We start from the raw sequence: 24,475 nt of genomic DNA, 5'->3' as shown, positions 1-24,475 counted from the left end.
AATTAACAGATATTACAGTTTTTCATAGATAATAGCAGCACCCTGACCTACTCCTATACACATGGTAGCCAGCCCGTATTTTGTCTGTTCTCTTTTTTGCATTTCGTGAAGTAAGGTAGCAGTGATCCTTGTGCCACTGGCTCCGAGTGGGTGGCCGATAGCAATGGAACCACCATTAACATTTACAATCTCCGGATTAAGGTCAAGATCACGCATACAAGCTATGGATTGCGATGCAAAAGCTTCATTAAGCTCTATCAGATCAAGGTCTTTCACCTGAAGCCCAGCCCTTTTCAGGGCTTTTTGTGTAGCGGGTACAGGGCCTACACCCATACAGTCCGGACTTACGCCAGCAATGGCCATGGAAACTACTCGTGCCATAGGTTTCAGGTTGAATTTTTTGAGTACATCTTCATCCACTATTAGTGAAGCCGCGGCGCCATCGTTGATACCAGATGAGTTTCCTGCCGTTACAGTCCCACCGTCTTTGAAGGCCGGGTTGAGTGAAGCCAGTTTGTCAAGGGGAGAATAGCGGGGGTGTTCATCAGTGTCGAAATGTATAGGACTGGCCTTGCGCTGAGGAATCTCTACCGGAACTATTTCATCTTTAAACCTGCCGGCCTCATGGGCATTTTTATATTTTAATTGTGAGTTATAGGCAAATTCATCTTGCTCCTCTCTGGAAACGCCCCATTTCTCTGCTACATTTTCTGCTGTTTCACCCATGGCAAAAGGGTAGTGAAGTTTGGATAACTTTGGGTTTGGGAACCTCCACCCGATGGTTGTATCGTAAGTTTCCACCGCACGGCTATAAGCACTTTCCGGTTTGGCCGTTACGAAAGGTGCACGCGTCATACTCTCAGTGCCACCTGCAATGTATACCTGGCCTTCTCCCAGCATCAATGCGCGTGAGGCATCCATGATAGATTGCAGGCCAGAGGCACACAGGCGGTTGACGGTAACACCACCGGTTTCAATTGGCAGCCCGGCCATCAGAAGGGCCATCCGGGCCACGTTCCGGTTATCTTCTCCAGCTTGATTGGCAGCCCCAAAAATCACGTCTTCTATCAGGCTTACATCCAGATCCGGATTTCGACTTATCAGCGATTTAATGACATGGGCTGCCAGGTCATCGGGCCGTATCGATGCCAGCGTACCGCCAAATTTGCCTATAGGTGTCCTTAATATATCTACAATATATGCTGTTTTCATTTCAAATACAGTTTGTAAACCGTGTGGGTTTGATTTAAATTTGCACTCGCAATTTAAGCCAATAGCCATATGTTACAAAGGATTCAAACCGTATTTCTGTTACTTGTAGTAGTGTTGATGCTCCTTATGTTGTTATTTCCTTTATGGACATATCAGGCCCAAGATGGCAGCGTAACTTACGTGCTTACCTCATTCTATCTTGATGTACAGGAAGGTGCAGGTGTAGAAACTTCCAAAGTTTACTCCCCTTATGTATTTGTGGCGGTGCTGGCTATTTCAGCAGCCATTGTTGGAATCATTGAGATTACCAGATTTAAAAACCGTTTACTTCAAATGAAACTAGGGGCTTTAAATTCGCTGTTTATGGCCGGGGCTATGGGTTTAGGCTTATACCTTGCCAGCAACCTCATGGAAGAAAAGCAACTTCAATATGGCTGGAGCTATGGAATGGCAGTATTCTTTCCCGCTGCGGCTATGATCTGCAATGTGATTGCCAACCGCTTTATTCGAAAAGACGAGCGCCTTGTCCGCTCAGTTGACCGAATTCGATAAGTTAAAAACTTTTCTCTCAAAACCTCTATTGCCAGCCGAACCCGGTAAAAGCTCACTTCCGGTTAGATTTTGGTTTCGACCGATTAGAGGGAGTTGACTTATTTTTAAGCTTACCCTTTGATTTAATTCCTGGCAGCATGTTGTTTACTTCTCTTGCCTACTGTCACAAATCTGTCATTATGTCACTTTTTGTCTGCTGGAATGGTATTTGGAAATGCACAAGAGTAAACCCGAAAAACTAGATTTTAAAATAAAGAATAAAAATGGCTGAAAAAGGTACTATTTCGATTCACACGGAAAATATTTTTCCAATTATCAAAAAGTTTCTGTACTCTGATCATGAAATCTTTTTAAGAGAGTTGGTTTCCAACGCAGTAGATGCTACCCAGAAACTGAAAAGGCTGTCATCTCTTGGTGAGCTGAAAGAAGATATCGGTGATACTACAGTGGAAGTAAGCTTTGATAAAGAGAAAAAAACGATAACTGTAAGCGACAGAGGTATCGGTATGACTTCCGACGAGATTAAGAAGTACATCAACCAAATTGCGTTTTCAGGTGCTACCGAGTTTGTGGAGAAGTTTAAGGACAAAGGTGATGCAAAAGACATCATCGGTAAATTTGGCCTGGGCTTCTACTCGGCTTTTATGGTGGCGAAGAAGGTTGAGTTGATCTCTAAGTCATACCAGGAAGGCACGGAAGCTGCCAAATGGACATGTGATGGCTCTACGGAATTTGAAATTTCCGAGGCAGAAAAAAGTGACAGAGGTACGGACGTTATCTTGCATATTGCTGATGACTCCGAGGAATTTCTTGATGAATGGAGACTTAAGTCAATCCTTGAAAAATACTGTAAGTTCTTGCCTGTACCCGTAAAATTTGGAACAGAAGAAAAAAGGGAAGATGATGGCAAGGACGACGAAGGAAAGCCGAAATATAAAACGGTAACGCAAGACCGCATCATCAACGATACAGAACCGTTGTGGACTAAAGCCCCTGCTGACCTGAAAGATGAAGATTACCTGAAATTCTACAGGGACCTTTATCCTATGTCGGAAGACCCGCTTTTCTGGATTCACCTGAATGTAGACTATCCTTTTAACCTGACTGGTATTTTGTATTTCCCTAAAGCTAAAAATGACTTCGAAGTACAAAAGAATAAAATCCAACTATACTCCAGACAGGTATTCATCACTGATGAAGTGAAGGACGTTGTGCCTGAGTTTCTCATGTTGCTTCATGGTGTTATTGATTCGCCCGATATTCCGCTTAACGTATCAAGAAGCTACCTGCAGTCAGACAGCAGTGTAAAGAAAATCAATAACCACATCACCAAAAAGGTTGCGGATAAGCTGACAGAGTTATTTAAGAATGATAGAAAGGCTTACGAAAGCAAGTGGGACGATATAGGCATTTTTGTGAAGTATGGTATGCTTAGCGAGGATAAGTTCTATGAGAAGGCCAAAGATTTTGCTTTACTTAAAAACACTGAAGGTGCTTTTGCCACCCTTGACGAGTATAAGGAGAAGGTAAAGGCTAACCAGGAAGATAAGGACGGGAACCTTATTTACTTGTATACTTCCGATGCAGCGAAGCAGGATACCTACATACAAGCTGCGAAAGGTAAGTCATACGATATCCTTTTAATGGATGGAGTTATCGACAGTCACTTTGTGAACTTCCTGGAGCAAAAGCTGGATAAAACGCAGCTTAGGCGCGTGGATGCTGAGACTGTAGATAAACTCATAGATAAAGACGAGAAAATTGAAAGCGTGCTTAGCAAGGATGAGGAGGAGAAGGTAAAGGCTATTTTTGAAAAAGCTGTTAACAACAAGAGTATGAATATCTCTGTTGAATCCCAGTCGCCTGATGAAATGCCTGTTACCATCACCATGTCAGAGTTTATGCGCAGAATGAAGGATATGGCCAAAATGGGAGGCGGCGGTTATGCCATGATGGGCAATATGCCTGATCAGTTTAACCTTACAGTTAATGGCAACCACGCCATAATAGGAAAAATCCTGAGGGCTAAAAAAGAGGAGAAAAAAGAGCAGCTGGCCAAACAAGCTTATGACTTGGCTATGCTTTCTCAAAACATGCTTTCAGGTGCAGATTTGACTAATTTTATAAAAAGAAGTATAGAGCTGGCAGGGGAATAATCTGTAAACCTGACTGAACAAGGCCACCCGGAACTTTTCGGGTGGCTTTTTTATTTTTGAGATGAAAATAAAAAATGGTTATTTACGTTGCCAAATAATAAAAGAGGTCAATGGTTCTGAAATATTTAGTTTTTCTATCCACTACATTCTTACTTACAACATCTCTGTACGCTCAGGAAACCGATCCGGAGAGTACAGACAAAATGTTTACTATTGATACCCCCATCACTATTGATCTGGAAGATGATGAAAAAGAGGAAGACTACGTAGAACCAAAAGAGAAGAAAAGAAAAAAAAATGTTTTCTACGGGCTGAAAACCAAAAAGCGCTATACACAAAAAGGCAGTGGCGACGGTAAGACGTATGAGCTTTTTTACGTACTAAAAGAATACGTAGAGCCCGATCCCTATGTAAGGGATGTTTATTGGATTGATTACCGCCGGGGGAAAATCAGGAGCGAAGGTGATGTCGATAAAGAGTATGGCGCTATACTGCACGGGCCTTATAAAAAAATGCAGGGAGATCAGGTGTTGGAGGAAGGAATATTTTATAAAGGAATGAAGCATGGGCGATGGATGCGGTATGACAAAAATGATATACTGGTAGATAAAGAAAAATATTACAAAGGATGGCCCAAAGAGTCACTTGTAAGCTACTATGACCAGAAGAGGGAGAAAATGAAGGAAATCATCCCTATAGAATATGGGGAGAAAGAGGGCTACTACTATTATTTCCATGGAAATGGCAAAGTAGCAGTTAAAGGAGAATACCAGTGGGACATTAAAGTGGGCGACTGGGTAGAGTACTATCCCACCGGCCGGAGGAAGAAAATAATCCGCTATTCGAAAGACCCATTTGACAAGCAGAGCAAGCCTTATATTTACAAGGAATGGAACAAGCGTGGGAAGCTTGTTTATGAGAGAAGATAGGGCTCTCAATGCATATTTTATTAATGCTTCTAAAATATTACAAATGTAATAATTTTAATTCCTCACCCATTGTAGCTTTTGCTATATCGCAAACAGCTTTAATCATATAAATAAATCTGTAAACTATAATTTTGCCTGTAAAATCTTACATGCGCCAATTTTGCTTATTTCCGTAAGTGTGAACATTTTATTAGATTACTTTATTACTAGTTTTCTGATACGGCAATAACAATACGATGATGAGAGGTTTTCGGAGGCATTTTTTTGTTTGTTGTATTCCATTATCATTATTGGTACTCAATACATTAGCTAACGCTAAGCCTAGTGAAACACCAGTTACTTGTCAGGTTTCCAATGAGGTTGTTGATGTAAAGGGTCAATCGGAATTTTTCGCCGGGCTTTTGAATACTGAAAGTTGGCCTGCCAGATGGAATTGCGGCATATGGACACCATTTCACGGATGGTTATATATTCTTTCCGATTTCATGATCTGGTTAGCTTATTTTATGATTCCTTTGATCCTTGGCTACTACTTATACAAAAAACAGGACGGAATTCCATTCAAATTTATATTTCTTCTTTTTATAGCCTTTATCCTTTTCTGCGGGCTCACGCATTTTATCGATGCGGTCATATTTTGGTGGCCTGTATACAGACTTAGTGCTTTGGTAAGGTTTATTACTGCGATGGTTTCTATGGGGACAGTATTTGCTTTGGTAAAAGTTACCCCGGAAGTGTTAAAATATAAAAGTCCGGAAGCCCTGGAAAAATTGGTTTCAGAATTAACAGCTTTAAACAGGAGACTGAAAGACGAGATATTGCAACGGGAAAGAGCTGAAAACGAATTGAAACGACTTAATGAAGACCTTGAAAAAAAGGTAGATGAGCGTACCCAGGATCTCAAAGCATCAAACAGCATATTGAAGAGAACCAATGAGCTTTTTCAATCTGCACAGGAAGCGGGAAAAATAGGAGTATGGCAAATGAACGTACAAGAAGGGTCAATATATTGTTCGGAAGAAGTATATCGAATACTTGAGCTAACGAGTATAACGGATTTTAATTTTGAGAAAGCCCTGAGCTTTATTCAAAGAGATCATCGTGATAAAGTAAGAGAAGCGATTTCCATTGCTGAAAGGACTTGTGAGAGTTATGACCTCGAAGTAAAGCTGCTAACAGCGAACAGAAATAACGTTTGGGTTAGAATAGTTGGGCTACCTGTGGTAGAGGATAGTAAAATGGTTTCATTAAGGGGGCTGCTCATGGATATAGATCTTGCCAAAACCTCGCAGGAGAACATGGCTGCCAGCAAAAGAGTGCTTTCAATGGCACTTGAGGCAGGTGAAATTGGAGCGTGGAACTGGAACATTAAAACCGGAGCGTTACAATGGGATGACTACATGCATAAACTGATGGATCACCCTAAGCGGGATTTCAGGGGTATTATACAGGATTTTACCGAACGCATACACCCTGATGACATGGACCTTGTCAGTGATGCCATAGGGGATACCATCAGAAAGGATATTAAGTACGATATTGTGTACAGGGTGATAGCCAGCGATGGGAAAACAAGAATATTGCACTCCAAGGGTGAAGTAACCAAGGATGAATATGGAGATCCTGTTGCAATGATTGGCATATGCATGAATATCACGGACCAGAAGCTACATGAACAAAACCTCAAGGAAAGCGAGCAGAGGTTTAAAGCTACTGTTGATTACAGTCCTATAGGTGTGGCTCTAATGGGAACGGACAGCATGTTGTTAAAAGTAAATAATGCACTCACCGAAATGTTGGGATACAATGAAGCCGGATTGTTAAGACTTGGGCTTTACAAAATTACATACCCTGAAGACCGTGAGCTTGATAAAGAACACCTGAAAAAATTACAAAAAGGAGACGTCCACTCTTACCAACTGGACAAAAGATATTTAAATACCAAGGGAGTGCCTGTTTGGGTTCAACAGAATGTTTCTGCTGTGCGTGATGCCAATGGAAATACCAGATATTTCATTATCCAGATCATGGATATCACCGAAAGAAAAATGGCGGAAAAACGAATACATGAAGTTGTAAGGCAACGCACTGCACAACTTGAAGCTACCAACCAGGAGTTAGAAGCCTTTAGCTATTCCGTCTCGCATGATTTAAGATCTCCACTCAGAAGTATTCATGGCTTTAGTCAGGCACTTATGGAGGACTATTCAGGCCAGCTTGACGACATCGGTCAGGATTATTTGAACAGAGTATCATCAGCCAGCGTCAGAATGGGCAGATTAATAGATGATCTGCTGGCGCTATCCCGAATATCCCGGCAAGAGATACGTTTTGAGCCTGTAGATGTAAGCGCTCTGGCCTCTCATGTAGCAGAAAATCTGGCTGCTGATGAGTATACCAAAACAGAATTTATAATAGCTCCCGGGCTGTCTGCTTTAGCGGACAAAGGTCTGCTTACAGTGGCACTGGAGAATCTGTTTGAAAATGCTGCAAAATATTCCAGGAAATCGACATCACCAAAAGTGGAGTTTGGAGATGAAACGATTGATAACAAACAAGTATTTTATATAAAGGATAATGGAGTAGGGTTTGATATGAACTATGCCGATAAGCTTTTTGGAGCATTTCAGCGGCTACATGGTGATAAGGAGTTTGAAGGGACAGGAATAGGCCTGGCCACCGTTAAACGTATTATACATCGCCATGGAGGAGAGATATGGGCTCAAAGTGCTATTGATAACGGAGCAACATTTTATTTTACTTTAAATTGAAATAACCAGCTATGTCAGGAAAGATATTACTAGTTGAAGACAACGAAGATGATATTACTCTTACACTTAGAGCCTTAAAAAAGAAAAACATAGCCAATGAAGTTACTATAGTGCGTGACGGAGTTGAGGCTTTGGATGTTCTTTTTGGACGCGAAGGCAGAGAAGTTGTAAGGCCGGCCTTAATACTACTTGATTTAAAATTGCCAAAGCTTGACGGGCTGGAGGTTTTAAGGGAAATCAGGCAACACGATAGTACTAAAGGGTTGTCAGTGGTTATACTAACAACGTCTAACCAGGAAGAAGATATTATTAAAAGTTACTCACTAGGAGCTAACAGCTATATTAGAAAGCCTGTGGATTTTGTGCAGTTTACTGAAGCTGTAGGGCAACTTGGTCTTTATTGGCTTGTATTAAATGAACCTAACCCACAGATAAATGATTGAAACATTAAAGATATTGGTGATAGAAGACTCAGAAGATGATTACGATTTATTATTAAGAGAAATCAGAAAAGGAGGCTTCATGGCTGAGGCGAAGAGGGTAGAAACGGTGGAAGATCTGGAAAGCTGTTTATCCCAGCAGTGGGATATTGTAATTAGCGATAACAGGTTGCCCCGTTTAAACGCACCTACGGCGCTGAGCGTAACACGATCCAAAAATCAAAATGTTCCTTTCTTTATTGTTTCAGGTACTATAGGTGAAGAAGCGGCAGTTGAAGCCATGCGCGCCGGCGCCAATGATTACATTTTGAAGGGTAACCTTAAACGTTTGATACCGGCTATTGAAAGAGAATTAAAGGAGGCAAACAACAGGTTAAAACGTCAGGCCATAGAGCAGAAGCTGGCCAAAAGCCAGAAAATGTATCAGTTTCTTTCCGGCAGTATTGAAGATGCCTTTTTAGCGCTCGATAAGGACCTTAGAGTAATCCACTGGAATGGTGCGGCCAAAAAGGAGTTCAACATCAAGGATAAAGACATTTTGGGAGCCCATATATTTTCAATGTTTCCGGAGTGGAGGCAGTCAAAAATTGAAAGGAAAATAAACAATGTTCGGCAGAAAACTAAGTCTGAGCACCTGGCCTTTCAGTTTGGAAGGGATTACTTCGACGGAAGCATATACCCGTCAGAGGAGGGAATCTCCATTATTGTGAGAAAGGTAACAGAAAAAAAAAAGGCAGAAGAGAACCTAAAAAAGATCAATAATGAACTGGAAACTCTGATGTATCGTATATCCCACGACCTTAAAGGGCCTGTAGCCTCTATAATGGGACTCATAAATATTGGAAAAATGGATTTCTCAGAAGCGGCATTCCAGCAGTATCTGGGAATGCTGGATAAGAGTACGGTTCAGCTAAAAAACACGCTGGATGAGCTCTTGAACCTATCCAGAATCAAACAAGGTCAGATTATGCCGGAGGAAGTGATTCTTGAAGACATTATCAAAGATATTATGGATGGCTTGAAATATAATGAGGGGTTTGGTGAGATTGAGCTGCACCTCAACCTTAACAGCTCTCACACCGTGTATAATGACAGAAGGCTGCTCACCTCAATTTTTCAAAACCTGCTGGAGAATGCCATTAAATACCGAAGAAAGTCACGAAATCATAAATCCTGGATTTTGATTAATGCAAATAAGGAGGAGGGAGAGCTTTTTGTGCAGGTAATCGATAATGGACAGGGAATATCAGAGAAGTTACAGGACAAAGTTTTTGATATGTTTTACAGGGCACATGAGTTTTCGTCAGGTTCAGGACTCGGCCTTTATATTGTTAAAAATGCCATTGAGAAAATTAATGGCTCAATTATGCTTGAAAGCAAGAAGGATGAGGGGTGTAAATTTGATGTTATAGTTCCTGACTGGAAACAACCACCAGCAACAAATTATAATGAAAATTAAAGAAGAGGAGTTTGTTGAAATGCGAATGAATAGATGGAAACCAATCAATGTGCTGATCATTGAGGATTCCGAGGACGACTATGAACTTATAAAAAGAAGAATCCGCCGGGAGGGCTATAATATAAATGCCGTACGTGTGGAAACTGCAGAAGAATATGAAGCAACCCTTGATGGCGGGGAATGGGATGTGGTGATAAGCGATAATTCTCTGCCGCAGTTTAATGCCAGGTCTGCATTGGCAATCACGCGGAAGAACTATCCCTTTATGCCTTTTATTATTGTTTCAGGTACTATAGGAGAAGAGGCAGCGGTAGAGGCGATGAGGCTTGGAGCTAACGATTACTTATTAAAAAATGACCTGGCAAGATTAATGCCGGCGATAGAGCGTGAAATAAGGGATGCAGAGATTATTAAGGCAAAGAGTGCCGCGGACAGAGCGCTGAAGGAAAGCCAGGAGCGATACAGGCTACTTGCCGAGAATATACAGGATCTCGTTTGCTTGCACAGTCCTGATTCCACATATCTTTGGGTAGGGCCTTCAACGGATCGTATTCTTGGGTATCATGCCGAAGAGTTAATAGGTTTGAAACACCTTGACCTGATGTACTCCGAAGACCTGGAGGATAAGCACATCAACCCTTTTGATCAAAAAAGCGGATACGACGGGAGGCCGTTCTCATACCGCATTAAGCGCAAGGATGGAGCCTATATTTACCTGGAAACCATGCTACAGCATGTCTATGAGGATAACAGGTTGATCCGGATAGTAAGTACTTCCCGAGATATTACAGAACAAAAGCTTGCTCATAATCTGCTGATTGAGAGTGAGGCCAAGTACCAGGGAGTAATAGAATCTATTGCCGAAGGGCTCATCCTATATGATGACAAAGGCCATATTGTTACGTTTAATAAAAGCGCCTCAAAAATACTAAGGACTAAAACCACCAGTTCAAAAAAGTTTGAAAGGGAGCTTAGAGAAAAGTATCGCTTTTTTAAACCAAATATGGAGTTGTTCCCAGCGGATAACTTTCCTTCTAAAGTTACATTGCGAACGGGTAAGCCATGTTCTCAGGTCATTATGGGGGTAAAAGACAGGGGGGATTTAATTTGGCTGTCGGTCAATTCCGAACCTTTTTTGCAGCCTAATGATAGGATAGGCGTGGTGGTTTCATTTTCTGATATTACCGAACAAAAAGTATATGAAGATCGGGTAACGTCGGTAGCGAGAGAGTTGACAACACTTATTGATACCGCCAATGCCCCGATATTCGGTATTGACTGGAATGGGAGAATTAACGAATGGAACCAGGTGACAGCGAAAATTACCGGTTATTCCAAAACTGAGGTGTTAGGCAAAAAGCTGATTGACGAATTCATTCTGGACGGTTACAAAGTGGCGGTTACTGATTTGCTGAAAAATGCACTGAGAGGCAAGGAAGTGACAAACTATGAGTTGCCTATTTATACCCGAACAGGCAAAGTTGTTACCATTCTGTTTAATGCGGCACCCCGCCGAAACCTTGATTCGGAGATCATAGGTGTAATAGGTGTAGGGCAAAATATTACCGAGCTTATTGAGTACCGGGAGCGATTGGAAATGAAAGTGGCGGAGCGTACAAAGGAATTAAATGAAGCACTTCTGAAAGAAAAAGAACTGGTAGCTCTTAAATCGAAGTTTGTTTCCATGGCTTCGCATGAGTTCAGAACGCCTTTGTCAACCATTACATTTGCCACCAATTTTATTAAAAGGTATAAAACCAAACTAGATGTAGATGAGATTGAACGGAAGCTGGATAAGATAGAAGAGCAAGTAGGGCATATGACCTATTTGCTGGATGATGTTCTTTTGATAGGTAAGAGCGAGTCAGGAAAAATAAAACTGCATCCCATAGTTATCAACATCAAGGACTTCTGTAAAAAAATAATAGAAGAGGTTACCCACAGCACTAAAAAGACTCACAAGATCTTATTTTCAATAGCATCGGAGAAAAAAGAAATTGCCGTAGATGAGAAACTTTTGCGCAATATTTTGATTAACCTTTTAACCAACGCTATTAAATTTTCTCCCGGAAAGGATAAAATTCTTCTTGATGTTGTATGTGCCCACGGGGTTTTAAACATGCAGGTCAAAGACTGGGGAATGGGTATAGAAAAGGAAGATCAGGAAAAAATATTTGAGCCATTTCACAGAACGAACAGTGCCGGGGCTATTCAAGGAACAGGATTGGGTTTGTCTATAGTTAAGAAGGCTGTGGAGCTTCAGAAGGGCTCGGTAGAAGTAGACAGCGAAATCGGAAAGGGAACTAAAATTAAGATTCAGATTCCATTAGTCGATGAAAAAGATATTAGTAATTGATGATACGTTACATCTTCTTGAGGAGATAAGCGATCTGTTGCAAATGGAGGGATATGATGTAATTACTGCATACGATGCTTTTGATGGCATGCGCAAGATAGGCACAACCAACCCTGACCTGATCATCACGGATTTGCTGATGCCTGAAATGAATGGCTTTGAGTTGATCTCCAAAATCCGGTCTATTGACAGGCATCAGTTTACTCCCATCATAGTGCTTTCTGCTCAGGCAACCAAGGAAACAGAGCAAAAAGCCAGGGATTGTAGCGCGGATGCCTACATCAGAAAACCGTGTACGGCGGATCAGCTGATTTTATCTATAGAAAAACTGCTTAAATAATAAATTAAAATGAGACATATTCGCGTACTTTTAGTAGATGACCATGCTCTGATGAGAGAAGGCGTTGCATCAATGCTGAAAAATGTTGAATTCATTGATGTGGTAGGGAAAGTAGAGAGTGGAGAGGAGGCCATTAATGCTGCTCAGGAACTTTACCCGGATATAATATTAATGGATATTATGATGAAAGGAATGACAGGTATAGAAGCGGCCCGCTGGATAAAAGAGCAAAATAGTGATATCCGGATCATATTATTGTCAGGTGAGGTTAATCAGGATTATATATCCCTAAGTGCAAAAGTTGGGGTTAATGGATATTTACCGAAAGACGTCAGCCGGGAGGCATTGATAGATGCTATAAAAAAGGTCAACGCCGGAGAAAAGTATTTCAGCCCCTCTATTATGAATATGGTTTTCGAGCAATTTTATAATCAGGAAGCTGATGAAAAGAAACCAGCTCAAAAAAGTAAAGAGCTTACGACCAGGGAGTTTGAAGTGCTGGAGCAGGTAGCTATGGGAAAGTCAAACCAGGAAGTGGCCGATGCCCTGTTTATCAGTATCAAAACCGTTGAAACACATAAAACAAATATTCTTTCCAAGCTTGGTCTTAAAAATACTGCCGAACTTGTCAAGTATGCCATAAAGAACAACATCATTGAGCTGTGATCCTCAAAACATAGAGGTTCTGAGGGTTTACCCTCACAAATTTCTCAGGGTTTAATCCTAAGTCCCTGAGGGTTACTCTAGTATGCAGAGTCAAATATTTTCTGGAAATCTGCAAAATTTCCTAAAAAGGCCTTTATTTTCGCATAAGGGCCTTTTTTAATAAGAGTACTTCTGATTTTTCCTTTTCAGGAATTCCCTCATAAAAACAGCCATGGTTATCATCAAATTTGTATTGATGAATTTAATAGCCATGACATTTTTTTATATCTCAATTAGAAATTTTTTAAGAGCGTTGGCCATTTTTTTTGTGATGGCTTTCTCATTTTTTGAGGCCTGTGCTCAATATGAACCGGAAGCGGTATTAGAAGAAGAGGAGAGCAATTCCATTTTCAGTCATAAAGGCATTGAGGCGTCCTTCGGCATGCGAAACTTTACTTTGGAAAGTGACGTGACAGAGCTGGATCGTCTCAACGTATTTGAAGAAGGTGGAAGTGCTGCCTTTATCTTCGGTAATACTTACAGCCGTATAGTAGCCAGGTTAGCCGGGCTTTACTATTCTAATTCGGCAACAAAGCGTACCATTGACCTATTTGAGGTTGAAATCAACAGCAATGTTTACTTACTAAAAGCCCTGCAGCTTCCCGCAAAGAAAGCAGATGCCTATGTAATGGCAGGATTAAATAACCAAAGCATGAAATTCTATGGTCACTATATAGAAGAAGCCGACCGGGTAGAAAAGCAAAGGGGTGTGGGCAGAGAACCATTTCTGGGCAGTATTAATACTACTAACATTAACATAGGCATAGGTCTGGAATATCGGATTCAGGCAGAAAGAGACTTCGTTCACTTTTTTGCAGAAGCAAAAACAGGAATTCAGTTAAGAGCTTCAGCAAATATTAAGCGACTGGAAAACACCAGTATTGAAAAACCTTATGCGGTTAATATGGGGGTGAGATTTGGCCGGAGGAAATAACCTAACTATCAATAAAGATGAGAACCACACTTAAAATTAAGGAAATGAATCACTTACTCAATCAGGAGTTGTCTGAGGCTAATTCAGTGCTCGATAAGTTTGTTTACAGCTGTTCTCATGACCTTAAAGGGCCATTGGCTTCCATAAAGGGATTGATCCGACTGGCGGAGAAATCCACAAGAGATGATATCATCGATGAATGCCTTCATCTGATCAACGAGAGTGTGGTAAGAATGGATAACTTCCTGAAATCATTAGAGTCATTTGTTGGAAACGCCCGCGGACCAATTGTAAAATCCAGCATTCATTTCAACGAGAATATAGCCAAGATTTTAGATCAATATCTGGATTATGTGCGAGCCAGTAAAATTAAATTTAGGGTACGTGTAAAGCAGGATCAGAAATTTGTGTCGGACCAGCTGCGTGTAAACCTCATCCTTGAGCACCTTATTCAGAACGCAATAGTTTTCCAGGATTTAAGGAAAACAGAAAAATTTGTAGATATAGATGTAAAGGTTACACCGAAGCATGCTGTAATAGAAATATGCGATAATGGTGAAGGTATTTCCAAAGAGAATATTAGTGATATTTTTCAAATGTTTTACCGGTCATCCGAATCTTCCAAGGGATCGGGCCTTGGCTTGTATATAGTACAGGAGGCAGTAAACAAACTGGAAGGAGAAGTTTCAGTTGCTTCATCCAAAGGGGTTGGGAGTAACTTCATAGTCAAAATACCAAACAATTTATAAATATTTTTTTGATGAAAAACGCACTACTACTATCAGGGCTGTTGTTATTTTTTACAGCCTGTAAAATTGAAATAGACTCTCCTTTTGAGGGTGATATTCAAAAGCTATACATCATAAAAGAAGGCCATCATGAGTCTAACCGAACCATTAAATCGTTTGATGGAAAAGCCTTGAGTTTTCAGGCGAGGTTTGACGAATCAGCAATCTATGAAACACAAAAAGTGGAAAATCAGGCTGACCTAAATAAACTTATGGGCTTTTCTGATTGTAACAGCCACCATCATGAGAATAGTGCGCGCTTTGGCTGGAGGTGGTATAATGATCAGCTGGAAGTGCACGCATACTGCTATGTGAATGGTAACAGACTATCGGAGTATGTGACCTCCGTTGAGCTCAATAAAATGAACGACTATCAGATCGAGATTATTGATAACAAATATGTCTTTACTGTAAATGGCGCATCCAGAGTAGAGATTAACAAAAATCCCAATTGCTCAGGTAACGTTAACTATATGCTATTTCCATATTTTGGAGGCGATGAGCCGGCGCCACATGACATTAGCGTGGAGGTGTATGCAGATCAATAAAAGGCATCTTCAAAATGAACGATTTCCTGAGTAGAGCAGTCTATGGAGATTACATCAAACCGGATATCATGACACCAATTTTTTTCATGAATGTATTGATCAGCTCCTTAAATCACTTTTTTAATCTTGATGCCATCGACTGCATCTTCCGGATACCCGAAAGAACTATAGCTTCTGGTTTTTACTTCCACAAAAACCAGAAGCTGTTCTTTTTTTATAATAATGTCTATTTCTGATCTCTTGTAACGATAGTTCCTCTCTAGCAATTCATACCCCTTGCCCATAAGGTACTCGGCAGCCCGCTGTTCCCCGTCTTTTCCAGTTTGCGCTTTATTGTTCATAATTTCATTACCTTTGCAGAGTTCAAATATAAGCCTGTTTGTTTCGGCAGTGAATTCTATAATCAATAAAAAAGTACAATTCATCGATCTGGGTATCATCGATTATAAAGAAGCCTGGGACTATCAGACAAAACTGTTTGATGAAATTGTTGGTTTAAAGATCAGCAATAGAAAGCTTCAAGAAGATCAGCAAGCAATTACACCCAATCACCTGATTTTTTGTGAGCACCCTCACGTTTATACGTTGGGCAAAAGTGGCTCTGAGGAGCACCTGTTGATTGATAGCAATGGGCTGAAGGCAAAGCAAGCAACCTATTATAAGATTAATCGTGGCGGGGACATTACCTATCATGGTCCGGGCCAAATAGTCGGGTACCCCATCCTTGACCTTGATAACTTCTTTACAGATATTCATAAGTACCTTAGGTTGCTGGAAGAAGGGATTATTGAGACACTTGCCGAATATGGCATAATAGCAGGGAGGATTGAAGGCCTTACCGGTGTATGGCTGGATCATGTGCAGCAGGTGAAGCCACGAAAGATCTGTGCTATGGGCGTTAAATCCAGCAGATGGGTAACCATGCACGGATTTGCTTTTAATGTAAATACAGATTTGGATTATTTTGGCAATATTGTGCCATGCGGAATTGAAGACAAAGCCGTAACTTCACTGGAAAAGGAACTGGGGCAGAAACAGAATATTGATGAAGTAAAGTCCATATTGAAAGCGAAGTTGGCTGTTCTGTTTGAAATGAGCCTGTTTGAAAAATGAGAAAGGATATTAAAGTACCGGAAGTTAAGAATGTAACACTGGCTGTAACCAGAGAGGTGAATAAACTGAATGAAACAGAGTGGAACGTTCATCTTATTAATAGAAATGACCATGATATAGAAAATACTCTTGTGGCTTCTACAGGTTATGGAGAACTAAACGGTGAGCACCAGAAGACGTCAACATTGAGACATTTTCTGGAAACCGTACCAGCAAAAGGTACTGCGCTGATAGAACCGATAAATTCTGAAATTTTCCATCTCAACAATGAATTCTGGGTGAGCTACTATATTGAGGGGAAGATTTATGATAAGAAATTTATTTTTCTTCCTGATACCATTAAAGAGGAGAACCTTATTTACATAAAAGAGCTGAAGATGAAAGGAGTTCTTCATTCATAGCATGAAAGAACTAAAGGACATCCTCTTTTTGGATATTGAAACAGTCAGCTCAGGCGAAACATATGAAGAGCTGAATGAGCGGATGAAAATTTTATGGAGCCGCAAGGCCTCCTTTTTAAAAAAGGAAGAAGGACTTACCGAGGATGAATTCTATTTTCAGCGTGCCGGAATTTATGCTGAATTTGGAAAAATAGTGAGTATTGGCATAGGTTTTTTTCATTTGGAGGAAGAGAAGCGGGTGCTCAGACTAAAAGCACTTTATGATGAAAACGAAAAAGCCCTTCTGGAGCGCTTTAGTACCATACTTGGAAAGATGAAATCAGACAGTCTGAAGCTGTGTGCCCACAATGGCAGGGAGTTCGACTTTCCATACTTAAGCCGGAGAATGCTGATAAATGGCATTTCGCTTCCGACGGCTTTGGATCTTTCCGGCAAAAAGCCATGGGAGATCAATCATATTGATACTATGGACATGTGGAAGTTTGGTGACTGGAAACATTATACATCCCTTGATCTTCTGGCAGCAATTTTTAATATTGAATCCAGTAAAACAGACATGAACGGCAGCGATGTAAACCGTGTTTACTATAAAGATCGAAATCTGGGAAAAATAGCCGATTATTGCCTGCAGGATGTAGCTGTAACAGCACAATTGTACTTAAAACTAAAGAATATCACATCAGAACCGTTTGAGGTTACCGTCACGCCAGCCAATTAGTCCGAGAGGCCTAACTAATAGCCCCCAAGCTTGTTTTAATTTTAAACATTTAGTAATACTGGGGCGTAATAAGCATTAATATTAATCGCATCTTTGTTAAGATGCATGACACTGTAATTTATGAGTCAAAAGAAAAGAAAAAAGAAGAACCATGGAAAATCCGGAGGTATTAAAGAAAAACTGAATGCCAGGATTCTTTCGCTTCTTAATAGTAATTATAATAAAGTATATACAGCAAGTCAGGTAGCCAAAAAGCTAGGCTACCGAAGAAAAGATTATAACAGAGAGATACCCTATGTGCTTTCAGACCTGCACAGAAGCGGCAAGATCATTCAACTCACCAATGGAAGTTATAAAAGTGTGAGTGAAGCGGAATTTCTCATTGGTAAACTTGACCATGTCAATCCCCGCTTTGCTTATCTATTAACACCGGATGACAAAGAAGATGTCTACATAAAAGCTCAGGATATCAACTTTGCAATGGACGGTGATACGGTAAAGGTACAGCTTAAAGGTGCTGGAGATGGACGAAAGCCAGAAGGCAGAGTAGTTGAGATCGTAGAACGGGCGAGAGAGCAATTTGTAGGACGAATAGAGTTTTCACCACGGTTCGCATTTGTTATTGCGGACAATAAAAAGATCCACCAGGATATATTCGTAAAGCTTGATGCCACGCATGGAGCCAGGCATAACGATAAGGTAATAGTAAAAGTTACCCAATGGCCTGCACATGATAAAAGCCCTGAAGGTGAAATCGTAAATGTGCTGGGGCCGGCAGGTGACAATGAAGCCGAAATACATTCAATAATGGCTGAGTTTGATCTGCCCTTTGAATTTCCCGAACATATTGAACAGGAAGCTGAGAAAATTTCGGATAAGATCACCAAAAACGAGATCGAGAAGAGAAGAGATTTCAGAGATGTGCTGACCTTTACGATAGATCCTGAAGACGCTAAGGATTTTGATGATGCACTTTCTTTCCAGGTTTTGGAGAATGGTAATTACGAAATAGGCATCCACATAGCTGACGTTACGCATTACGTATTGCCCAATACCACACTAGAAAAAGAAGCATTTGACAGGGCCACGTCTGTATATCTGGTAGATCGTACCGTACCTATGCTGCCGGAGAGGCTTTCAAATGGACTTTGTTCACTGAGGCCACGAGAAGACAAGCTGACATTTGCAGCGGTTTTTGAGATGGATGATAAAGCCAATGTGCAGAAAGAGTGGTTTGGAAGAACGATAATACACTCAGATCGCAGATTTACCTACGAAGAAGCACAGGCAAGTATAGAAACAGGCCTTGGAGATTTAGTTCAGGAGCTTCAAAAACTCAATGACCTCGCCAAAAAGCTTAGAAAAGAGAGGTTCAATAAAGGAGCCGTTAATTTTGAGACCACGGAGGTCAAGTTTAAACTTGACGAAAAAGGTAAGCCATTGGGGATTATCCCAAAAGTGCGAACAGATGCACATAAACTTATTGAAGAGTTCATGCTGTTGGCGAATAGAAAAGTAGCTGCCTTTGTATATGAAATGAAGAAAGGTGAAGATAAAAACACCTTTGTGTATCGGACCCACGATTACCCGAACCCTGAAAAAGTTGACTCTTTTGCACAATTTGCCAAAAAGTTTGGTCACGATCTTAAAACTGACCAGGGCTCTATTTCTCAGTCACTTAATAGCCTGATGACAACTATAGAGGGAAGACCGGAGGAGAATGTGTTGCAGCAACTGGCCATTAGGTCCATGGCTAAAGCAAAATATACAACAGAGGCCATGGGTCATTTCGGCCTGGCATTTAAGCATTATACGCACTTCACATCACCGATCAGGAGGTACCCTGATATGATGGTGCACCGGCTTTTGCAGCACTACCTTGACAAAGGTAAATCTGTAGATAAAAAAGACTTTGAAGAAAAATGTATCCACTCATCTGAAAGAGAAAAAAGAGCGGCAGATGCCGAGCGGGCCTCCATTAAATATAAGCAGGTAGAGTTTATGCAAAGTGTAGAAGATCGCATTTTTGATGGTATTATATCAGGCGTTACAGAGTGGGGTATTTTTGTTGAGATTGTGGAAACCAAATGTGAAGGTATGGTGCGTATGGTAGACATGAAGGACGATTACTATGAATTTGATGAGAAAAACTATCGCGTGTTTGGACGGAGAAATAAGAAGATGTATACGCTGGGAGACAAAGTACATGTTACCGTCAAAAGCACTGATATTGATAGAAGAACCATTGATCTTGAATTTGCCGATAAGAAGGATATGGTTTAGTTTCGCCATCACTTAGCCCATGAAAAATCTAAAGCAACTACAGGCATTAATTTCAAAGGAAATTGAGAACGCCGAATATGGAAAAGCTCCAAAAGAGCTATATGAACCCATAGAATATATTATGTTATTGGGAGGCAAGCGATTAAGGCCATTGCTGACTCTGCTGGCTTATTCCCTTTACAAGGATGATGTAACATCCATCTTGAAACAGGCTATTGCCGTGGAGGTGTTTCATAACTTCACTTTGATGCACGATGACATTATGGATGACGCCCCGCTGAGAAGAGGGAAGAATACAGTTCATGAGGAGTGGAACCATAATACGGCTATCCTTTCCGGAGATGTGATGCTGGTTAAGGCATATGAAATGTTGATTACTGACGACGCATCACTAACAGTTGATATTTTTCAGGCATTTAATCAGTGCGCCCGTGAAGTGTGCCAGGGGCAGCAGCTCGATATGCTTTTCGAAAGCCGAGAAACAGTTACAGAGGAAGAATACCTGGATATGATCAGGCAAAAGACTGCCGTGCTTCTAGGCTTTAGCCTTGAGCTTGGAGGACTGCTTGCCGGGGTAGCAAAAGAAAGCTGCAAAGCACTGCGAGAGTTTGGTATTAATATAGGTATTGGATTCCAACTGATGGATGACCTGCTTGATGTCTATGCAGATAAAGATAAGTTTGGCAAACAAGTTGGAGGAGATATTCTGTCAAATAAAAAAACATTTCTGCTGATAAAAGCATTAGATAATGCTAAGGGTAAGCAAAGGAAAGAGCTTGAGGACTGGCTTAACAAAAAACAATTTGAACCGGAGCATAAAGTAAGAGCTGTAACTCAGATCTATAACGAACTCGGCATTAAAGAACTTACAGAGCATACCATGAGCAAGTATTTTGAGCAGGGGTTTCACTCTTTGAAGCAGATCAATGCCCCATTGCATCGCAAGGCCATGCTGAAAAAGTTTGCTGAAAGACTGGCTGCCCGGGAAAAATAGCAACGAAATATCCGCAATTTGATTTATCTGCATTCAGCAATATTAATATGTTTCTGGGTTTGCATACTTACCGGCTGTTCACCGCCGGAAAATCCGGATAAGTACCTTGAGTATGTCTGGGCAGGTTCGGTTACCGATAGCTCGGCTGTTATCGCATTTAAGACTAGCCGGGAGTCGGTAGTAAGAATTGTCTATTCACCAGATAAGAATTTTTCTCAGGATGTTCGGTACTCACCGTCCGTAGAAGTAAAAGCTACGGATTTTCTGACTTCAAAAACTTCATTAGATAGCCTTAAAAGTGCAACCAGCTACTATTACAAGCTTGAAATGGATGGCGAACTTACGGCAGATGAAAAGCTAAAAGGCTATTTTAAAACATTTCCGCATGGTATGTTCTCTTATAAGGTTGCCTTTGCTTCATGCGCAAGGACCGGCTCCAGAAGCAGGATATTCCGCACGATTCAAGAGCAAGGCCCATTGTTCTATATGAATACCGGCGATCTTCATTATGAAAATATAAAGAACAATTGTGAATACGCTTTTGCAAAGGCATTTTTTGATGTGCAACGTTCGACGTCACAATCATTTCTTTATCATCGCATACCCTTTGTTTATATGTGGGACGACCATGATTATGGGCCGAATAACAGTGCTAAGGATGCTGGTTGTAAAAAGGAAGCCATCGAAGCTTACAAGCGATTTGTGCCCCATTATCCTTTAGCGTTTGATGACAACAAGGGACCCATTTCTCAGGTTTTCAATGTTGGCAGGGTAAAGTATTTGCTAACTGATTTGCGCTCTCAGAAACAGCGACCACGGTATTCAGGATGTGAAAAAGTAAAAGAGGGCACCAATTTTGGCAATGAAGCACATCTTAACTGGTTTAAAGAGCAGTTATTGCAAGCTAAGGCTGATTCAATGATCGTGGCTTGGGTTTCAGGTATACCATGGATCAGTGACAAGAGAAGCAGGAAGTATGAATGCGATGAAAAAGATGACTGGGGAGGCTTTGGGGAAGAGAGAAGGGTGATTGCCAATTTCATTGAAGATTATGAAATCCCGCTGTTTATCCTCTCAGGAGATGCGCACATGGTAGCCATTGATGATGGCAGTAACAGTGGCTTCGCCACCTCCGGAGAAACAAAAATACCCGTATTTCATGCTGCACCCCTGGATAACTTTGGTATTTATAAAGGCGGCCCCTATAGCAATGGTTATAGTGCTCGTAACGGTCAGTTTGGGCTGATGGAGGTCATTGACACTGGAGGAAATCAGATTTGCATCCAATGGTCGGCCATGGATAAATACGGAAGGGTTATTAATAGCAGCCTTGGAAAACCATTAAAATACAGATTTTGCAGAAACCTGTATTAATTTAATAAATTTGCCAATACCGGAGCATTGTTTCACATTCTGAAATTAAGCCTGATCCACTTCAGAATCTTTACCATCCATAAACTTATAGCTTTGGATAGACCTGTCATATACAATAGACTGATCAGACTCATTTTTTAAAGCTATAATGTAATTTAGCAGTTGTCTTTTGGAAACCCCGAGTGAGTCTGCGAGATTTTCGGGGCTACCGGTGTTTTCCTGTTCAATCAGTTCCTGAAGTCTATTAAATCTGGATAATATTTCCTGTAGTCCCATTAAAGTGGTATATACCTTATCTGCGCAATATTGCTTTTAGTCTTGGTTTCCAATATTTCTATCTTGTTACCATTGCGTCTATACCTCAGATCTTTGTTTATAATATGGTTGGGGTATCTGTGTTCAAGCTCCTCTTCAGCCAGCCAGCACAGAGAGTATTCTTTGATCTCATCAAAAAAAAGCTGTATGGTAAAGCTATGCTTGCCATCCCGGTCAAACTCCAGCATCGGATAAATGTCTCTTTCAGTAAGTATCATAAGTTTTTAGGTTTGGGAGCGCAATCTTAGTGCGTTCATTTTGTTAAATTTCGTATCTTAACAGGCATAACACTATTATTATTTACTAATTATCGTAAATTTGATTAAATATATACGGTTATCTTGAATAATAAAATTCTCTTAGGCAATAAAATTGCTTTTTACCGCAAAAAACTTAAGATGACGCAATCTGAGTTCATCCAGAGGGTAAATCAGGTTGCGGGTATTTCTTTTAGGAACGCTACACTTTCCTCATGGGAGAATGGACAGTCTTCCCCTACAAGTGATTTATTGCCTGTAATTGCCCAGATATTACAAACTCCGGTTACTTATTTATTTGCAGAAGACGAGAACGGTGATATCCCCGATTTGCCAAATGACATAGCAACCGCAGAATCTGAGATTTTCAACGGAGCTCGTGCAAAAACAGAACTCTATCGCAAGATTTTTGAAGAAAGCCCGGAGGAGGCATTCGAGGATCTGCTCCGTGAGTATGAAGCCCTGGTCAATGCCAACGAACGTTTAAAGGAAGACAAACAAAAGCTTGAAGGTAAGCTATCCGCCTCCAGTGATTTTCTTACTCAGCTTATTAACATGAAGGGTAGCTGACTTTCCATTAATACAAGTTTGTTTCAGGAATGAATGACCTTATAAATTTTTCTGGCGGTATCCTGAGCAAATTGTATTTTACGGTTTTTCCTATACAAAATGATCAGCAGGGTAATCAATACTAAGGCCAGTACGGCCAGTGCCCATTTAATATATTGATCAATTTTTAGCTGTCGGGCCAGTGCCCGGGCCTTTTCCTGGCTGGCAAATTTGTAGGTTGCAGCTTCTACCTGATATTGGTTATACATGTCATTGAGGTTTACGCGTAACTCCAGCAAATCCGCAGTTAGTTGGTCAATATTATCACTGTATTTTAGAGCCTCGCTGAGATTGCCATTATTGCGATTGATCTCCTTCAATTTTCTGCATACTTCAAAATACTCCTCCCTCATAGCTATCTGATGGTCAGTAAAAAATGAAAAGCTTTTTTCAAAGAAAAGCTGTGTAGAATCTGTATTCCTCGATTCATAAATATGAGCCAGGTTGGTGTAGACAGTTCCAATAAACATTTGGTCAGTAAGTAGGTTGAGCGATTCTTTAAAATATTTATGAGCTGACAAGGTATCGTTAACAGTTAAATACAGATAGCCCAGGTTATTGTAGACTTCGCCAACCTCATTTTCACTGGTAGCCGCTTGTATGGACTTCTCATAAGCGGTCCTCGCGTTGGGGAAATCGTTCAGCGATCTGTATAAGCGTCCGATATTATTATTTATCCAGTAGATACGGTACTTATCATCGACGGTCTGAGCCATACTTAGAGTTTGAGCATAAAGGACAAGAGCTTCCTCGTACCGGCCCATTTCTTGTAGCTGCAGTCCCGTGGCAGAGTTCACCTTCATCAGTCCCGTGGTATCTCTGAGTACGGTTCTGATCCTGATTACATCATAGTAGTATTCAAGGGCTTTATCATGAAAACCGGTTGCATTATATATGTTGGCAATGTTTTCGGTTACATTGGCAATCTGCTTTTTGTCATCTAGCGATCGGTAAATAGATAAGGCATGAAAGTAATTCGAAACAGCCTCGTAGAATTTCTCATCTTTTTTTTGCAAATAGGCCATTAGAAAGTATGAATTAGCCATAACCTTCTTTTCATTTAATTGGCTGGCCATATTGTTAACCTCTCTGGCAAGACTAAGATCTGAGTTAAGTCGGGCAGAGTCATAAAGACCCTGTAAATCTGATTGTGCAAAACACAACGAGCAGACCAGCATTAAAGGGGTAAAAACAAGTTTACTCATAAATATAATTTTTCCT

General features: G+C 40.8%; 24 protein-coding genes. 19 read left to right on the top strand and 5 right to left on the bottom strand.

What is annotated here, in order from left to right; genetic code table 11:
• Positions 1-12: 12 nt before the first annotated feature.
• Positions 13-1,212 carry a thiolase family protein gene (locus LVD17_RS08365; RefSeq protein WP_233766065.1) on the bottom strand — a complete coding sequence of 400 codons (1,200 nt, stop codon included), beginning with the start codon at positions 1,210-1,212 and terminating at the stop codon, positions 13-15.
• A gap of 69 nt (positions 1,213-1,281) precedes the next feature.
• Between LVD17_RS08365 and LVD17_RS08360 the strand changes: the two genes are divergently transcribed.
• The 12 genes from LVD17_RS08360 (at position 1,282) to LVD17_RS08305 (ending at position 15,190) form a co-directional block, all read left to right on the top strand.
• Positions 1,282-1,764, top strand: a complete 483-nt coding sequence (locus LVD17_RS08360) for a DUF4293 domain-containing protein (RefSeq protein ID WP_233766063.1) — start codon at positions 1,282-1,284, stop codon at positions 1,762-1,764.
• A 263-nt stretch (positions 1,765-2,027) separates the two neighbouring features.
• On the top strand, positions 2,028-3,920 hold the full coding sequence (htpG, locus tag LVD17_RS08355) for a molecular chaperone HtpG (RefSeq protein ID WP_233766061.1): 1,893 nt from the start codon (positions 2,028-2,030) through the stop codon (positions 3,918-3,920).
• Between the two features lie 110 nt (positions 3,921-4,030).
• Positions 4,031-4,849, top strand: a complete 819-nt coding sequence (locus tag LVD17_RS08350; RefSeq protein ID WP_233766059.1) for a toxin-antitoxin system YwqK family antitoxin — start codon at positions 4,031-4,033, stop codon at positions 4,847-4,849.
• Between the two features lie 236 nt (positions 4,850-5,085).
• Complete coding sequence (locus tag LVD17_RS08345) at positions 5,086-7,620, top strand: PAS domain-containing protein (RefSeq protein WP_441712243.1); 2,535 nt, start codon at positions 5,086-5,088, stop codon at positions 7,618-7,620.
• Positions 7,621-7,631: 11 nt separating this feature from the next.
• Positions 7,632-8,063 carry a response regulator gene (locus tag LVD17_RS08340; protein WP_233766057.1) on the top strand — a complete coding sequence of 144 codons (432 nt, stop codon included), beginning with the start codon at positions 7,632-7,634 and terminating at the stop codon, positions 8,061-8,063.
• Positions 8,056-9,519 carry a sensor histidine kinase gene (locus tag LVD17_RS08335; RefSeq protein ID WP_233766056.1) on the top strand — a complete coding sequence of 488 codons (1,464 nt, stop codon included), beginning with the start codon at positions 8,056-8,058 and terminating at the stop codon, positions 9,517-9,519. Before LVD17_RS08340 ends, LVD17_RS08335 begins: the two co-directional genes overlap by 8 nt.
• Positions 9,509-11,875 (top strand): hybrid sensor histidine kinase/response regulator, encoded by a 2,367-nt coding sequence (locus tag LVD17_RS08330; protein ID WP_233766055.1) that lies wholly within the window; start codon positions 9,509-9,511, stop codon positions 11,873-11,875. Before LVD17_RS08335 ends, LVD17_RS08330 begins: the two co-directional genes overlap by 11 nt.
• Positions 11,853-12,215 (top strand): response regulator transcription factor, encoded by a 363-nt coding sequence (locus tag LVD17_RS08325; protein WP_233766054.1) that lies wholly within the window; start codon positions 11,853-11,855, stop codon positions 12,213-12,215. The genes LVD17_RS08330 and LVD17_RS08325 overlap by 23 nt, the downstream gene beginning before the upstream one ends.
• A 9-nt stretch (positions 12,216-12,224) precedes the next feature.
• Positions 12,225-12,881: a response regulator transcription factor gene (locus LVD17_RS08320; RefSeq protein ID WP_233766053.1), complete on the top strand. Its 657-nt coding sequence runs from the start codon at positions 12,225-12,227 to the stop codon at positions 12,879-12,881.
• A 211-nt stretch (positions 12,882-13,092) separates the two neighbouring features.
• A complete protein-coding gene (locus LVD17_RS08315) occupies positions 13,093-13,854 on the top strand; it encodes a hypothetical protein (RefSeq protein WP_233766052.1) in 762 nt (253 codons plus the stop codon).
• Positions 13,855-13,871: 17 nt separating this feature from the next.
• Entirely contained in the window at positions 13,872-14,603 is a 732-nt protein-coding gene (locus tag LVD17_RS08310) for a sensor histidine kinase (RefSeq protein ID WP_233766050.1), read from the top strand.
• Between the two features lie 11 nt (positions 14,604-14,614).
• Positions 14,615-15,190: a hypothetical protein gene (locus tag LVD17_RS08305; protein WP_233766048.1), complete on the top strand. Its 576-nt coding sequence runs from the start codon at positions 14,615-14,617 to the stop codon at positions 15,188-15,190.
• Positions 15,191-15,297: 107 nt separating this feature from the next.
• Here the strand turns inward: LVD17_RS08305 and LVD17_RS08300 are convergent, their stop codons facing one another.
• Entirely contained in the window at positions 15,298-15,531 is a 234-nt protein-coding gene (locus LVD17_RS08300) for a YraN family protein (protein ID WP_306415995.1), read from the bottom strand.
• A gap of 49 nt (positions 15,532-15,580) precedes the next feature.
• On the opposite strand from LVD17_RS08300, the gene lipB reads away from it, so the two are divergent.
• The 6 genes from lipB (at position 15,581) to LVD17_RS08270 (ending at position 22,073) form a co-directional block, all read left to right on the top strand.
• Positions 15,581-16,303, top strand: a complete 723-nt coding sequence (gene lipB / locus LVD17_RS08295) for a lipoyl(octanoyl) transferase LipB (RefSeq protein WP_233767941.1) — start codon at positions 15,581-15,583, stop codon at positions 16,301-16,303.
• Positions 16,300-16,704, top strand: a complete 405-nt coding sequence (locus LVD17_RS08290) for a hypothetical protein (RefSeq protein WP_233766046.1) — start codon at positions 16,300-16,302, stop codon at positions 16,702-16,704. Before lipB ends, LVD17_RS08290 begins: the two co-directional genes overlap by 4 nt.
• Position 16,705: 1 nt before the next feature.
• Positions 16,706-17,422 (top strand): 3'-5' exonuclease, encoded by a 717-nt coding sequence (locus tag LVD17_RS08285; protein ID WP_233766045.1) that lies wholly within the window; start codon positions 16,706-16,708, stop codon positions 17,420-17,422.
• Positions 17,423-17,542: 120 nt separating this feature from the next.
• Positions 17,543-19,705, top strand: a complete 2,163-nt coding sequence (gene rnr, locus LVD17_RS08280; protein ID WP_233766044.1) for a ribonuclease R — start codon at positions 17,543-17,545, stop codon at positions 19,703-19,705.
• A gap of 19 nt (positions 19,706-19,724) precedes the next feature.
• Positions 19,725-20,699 carry a polyprenyl synthetase family protein gene (locus LVD17_RS08275; protein WP_233766043.1) on the top strand — a complete coding sequence of 325 codons (975 nt, stop codon included), beginning with the start codon at positions 19,725-19,727 and terminating at the stop codon, positions 20,697-20,699.
• Between the two features lie 18 nt (positions 20,700-20,717).
• Positions 20,718-22,073 (top strand): alkaline phosphatase D family protein, encoded by a 1,356-nt coding sequence (locus tag LVD17_RS08270; RefSeq protein ID WP_233766042.1) that lies wholly within the window; start codon positions 20,718-20,720, stop codon positions 22,071-22,073.
• A gap of 45 nt (positions 22,074-22,118) precedes the next feature.
• On the opposite strand, the gene LVD17_RS08265 is transcribed toward LVD17_RS08270, so the two are convergent.
• On the bottom strand, positions 22,119-22,349 hold the full coding sequence (locus LVD17_RS08265) for a hypothetical protein (protein ID WP_233766041.1): 231 nt from the start codon (positions 22,347-22,349) through the stop codon (positions 22,119-22,121).
• Entirely contained in the window at positions 22,349-22,606 is a 258-nt protein-coding gene (locus LVD17_RS08260) for a hypothetical protein (RefSeq protein WP_233766040.1), read from the bottom strand. The genes LVD17_RS08265 and LVD17_RS08260 overlap by 1 nt, the downstream gene beginning before the upstream one ends.
• Before the next feature lie 123 nt (positions 22,607-22,729).
• Between LVD17_RS08260 and LVD17_RS08255 the strand changes: the two genes are divergently transcribed.
• Positions 22,730-23,215: a helix-turn-helix domain-containing protein gene (locus LVD17_RS08255; RefSeq protein ID WP_255702570.1), complete on the top strand. Its 486-nt coding sequence runs from the start codon at positions 22,730-22,732 to the stop codon at positions 23,213-23,215.
• Between the two features lie 23 nt (positions 23,216-23,238).
• On the opposite strand, the gene LVD17_RS08250 is transcribed toward LVD17_RS08255, so the two are convergent.
• A complete protein-coding gene (locus LVD17_RS08250) occupies positions 23,239-24,459 on the bottom strand; it encodes a tetratricopeptide repeat protein (RefSeq protein ID WP_233766038.1) in 1,221 nt (406 codons plus the stop codon).
• Positions 24,460-24,475 lie beyond the last annotated feature (16 nt).

Source organism: Fulvivirga ulvae (genome assembly GCF_021389975.1).
Classification (GTDB): domain Bacteria; phylum Bacteroidota; class Bacteroidia; order Cytophagales; family Cyclobacteriaceae; genus Fulvivirga; species Fulvivirga ulvae.
The sequence above is the reverse complement of the archived record's forward strand: the minus strand, read 5'-3'. Positions and strand labels throughout refer to the sequence as shown.